This is a genomic window from Paracoccus sp. (in: a-proteobacteria), from assembly GCF_030538695.1.
Classification (GTDB): Bacteria; Pseudomonadota; Alphaproteobacteria; order Rhodobacterales; family Rhodobacteraceae; genus Paracoccus.
The window spans coordinates 1-2,241 of record NZ_JAUNTN010000057.1; the positions used below are offsets into that span (position 1 = coordinate 1).

The 2,241-nt window shown below is 61.6% G+C and carries 1 protein-coding gene and 1 pseudogene; both read left to right on the plus strand.

All coding sequences use genetic code 11. From position 1 onward, the window contains the following. Positions 1-1,108: 1,108 nt before the first annotated feature. Complete coding sequence (locus tag Q4G24_RS16680; protein WP_368660955.1) at positions 1,109-1,309, plus strand: SMEK domain-containing protein; 201 nt, start codon at positions 1,109-1,111, stop codon at positions 1,307-1,309. A 217-nt stretch (positions 1,310-1,526) separates the two neighbouring features. After that, positions 1,527-1,961 (plus strand): annotated as a pseudogene (locus Q4G24_RS16540) (lytic transglycosylase domain-containing protein); the annotation flags it as partial. Positions 1,962-2,241 lie beyond the last annotated feature (280 nt).

Here is a 2,241-nt window from a genome sequence, read left to right on the forward strand (position 1 = left end):
CGTCAGGCTCATAACCTGAAGGTCATAGGTTCAAATCCTATCCCCGCAACCAAAACATAAAACCCCGCAAGCTCAACAGCTTGGCGGGGAATTTTAATGTCCACCCGACGCCTCCCCAAAACCCGCCGTGGAAGCCTCGTGGAAGCACCACACAGAAACCTCTGGCGTAGAAATAGGCTGAAAACAGGCGGGATCACTTCTATGTGAGGGCGGCTCGGGGCGAGGTGATCGTGCTCGAGATAGAGCCATCGGCGACGCATTCGAACGATTCGGGCGCGCGACGCCATCAGCAGAACTATGGTCGGCCGCAAAATCGGTCGACAACAGGACAAGGGCAGGGTGGTGCTGTGACGGGGCTGGTCCCGCGGGCGAGAGAGCGTGTGCGGGGCCTTTACCTTGATCCCGGAGCTTCCGCCATACCACATATTCCTTCCGCGCTCATGTTGCCCGTGAGAAGATCGACAAGGTGGGGCGCCTGTTCAACGCCTCGCTTAATGATATCCTGAACGAGCTGTTCCAGAACGCCCGCCGTGCTGGCGCCAAGCGGGTTGCCGTGGACCAGACCGATGACCCGCAATTCGGCCCGGCGATCCGCAAAGCCTGTTTTCTCTTGGACAGAGCGGGCGGAGCAAAGAGACTATCACCGGCGAGGATGCAGCGGGGCAGACGAACGCTCGTTCTGTGATGAGGGTGAGGCCGTCGCCGCAAGGTGGCGGGCGGCACGGCCGCGGTGGGTTGGGGTGGAGAGCTGTCATTGGCTCTCCTTCCATTCAATTCCTATAGGCGAGTAATAGCGGATGTTCCAGCCAATTTCGATCATGGCTAATTCAAGCACTCACTGGCCGATCGAATCAGGTGAAATTTTCCTTAGCATCCGACTTAACGGCCGCCTTGGTGCCGATGCTCGCATAGGTCAGGATCCCTCTGCTCGACTCAGACAATATCGGGGTGAATATTGTGATTCGAAGGGGCGGGTCGTATTCGGGTACAGATGCATGGCGCGTTCTATGCCCCGCCTGTCTCATAGCCTGGGAAACTTACTCTCATAACTGCACGCGGAGCCTTCGTCGGCCCGATTATCGACGATCTCGACACAATCTCTAGCCGTGTGCGCGCACGCAGCAAGCTCGGATTTACCGACGTCAACCGCATCCTTGAAGATTTTTTCAAGGAGCTGCTCAACCTCATCTATACGGCGAACCGCGTGAATCTCAACAAGATCCGTCGCAACGCGCCCGGACTCGATCTCGGCGATACCACCAGCACCACCAAGCGCGCCTTCCAAGTTACCTCGCAGGCAAGTAGCTAAAACATCAATGATACGCTTGAAGCGATCAGCGACGCGGACGCGGCACTCTACGATGAGATCTACGTCCTGATCATCGGCGAGCCTCAAGCGAAATACAGCCTCAATCCCGCGCTGGTGGAGCGGGTTGGCTTCCAGCATCGTAGCATCATAGGGATGACCGAACTGGCGAGCCGGATTATAGCCAGCGAAATCGACACGATCCGGCCTGTTTACGAGAAGCTGCGGGCGGATGCAGATCATGCCCGGCACATGGGCGGGGCTGCGCGTCCGCCATGGCCTTGGACCTGACGTCTTCGACCCGCGCGACAACATTCTGGCGGGCACGGCCTATATGCGCGAGATGTATGACCTCTATGGCGCACCGGGCTTTCTGGCCGCCTATAATGCCGGGCCGGGGCGCTATGAGGCGTTCCTCGCCGGTCGCTCGCTGCCCGGCGAGACCCGCGCCTATCTGGCCATGCTCGCCCCGGTGATCGAGGGGACCGGCACGCTGCCCGCCCGCGCCCGGGCTGCGCCCGACTGGCGCGAGGCGCCGCTGTTTGCGGGACGTGCCGATGGGGCCGAGAGCGCAGCGGAAAGCGCCGGATCAGCCACGCCGCCTGCGGCGGACGGGCTGTTCGTGAACACGGGCACCGCGGGTGATCGGCCATGACGGGGGCAGCATCCCGATGCGCACCTGGCCTTTCCGCGGGCCGTCATCACGCTGCGCGGATGCCGGCAGCGGATACGGCCCATCTCTCTGTCGGCTGCCAGCTCGCTGCTGTCTCGCTGCGCCCCACACGCCTCTTGCGACGGCTGTCGCCGCGCAACTCGGCATGCGGGAATCGCGGCACACCTCCTGGCGGCGTGGCTGATGGTCTGGTGGATCTGTACCCTCTTGCAGCCGCTCACGCGGCGCAATTCGGGCTGCCAGTCTGCAACCCGTCTGCAAC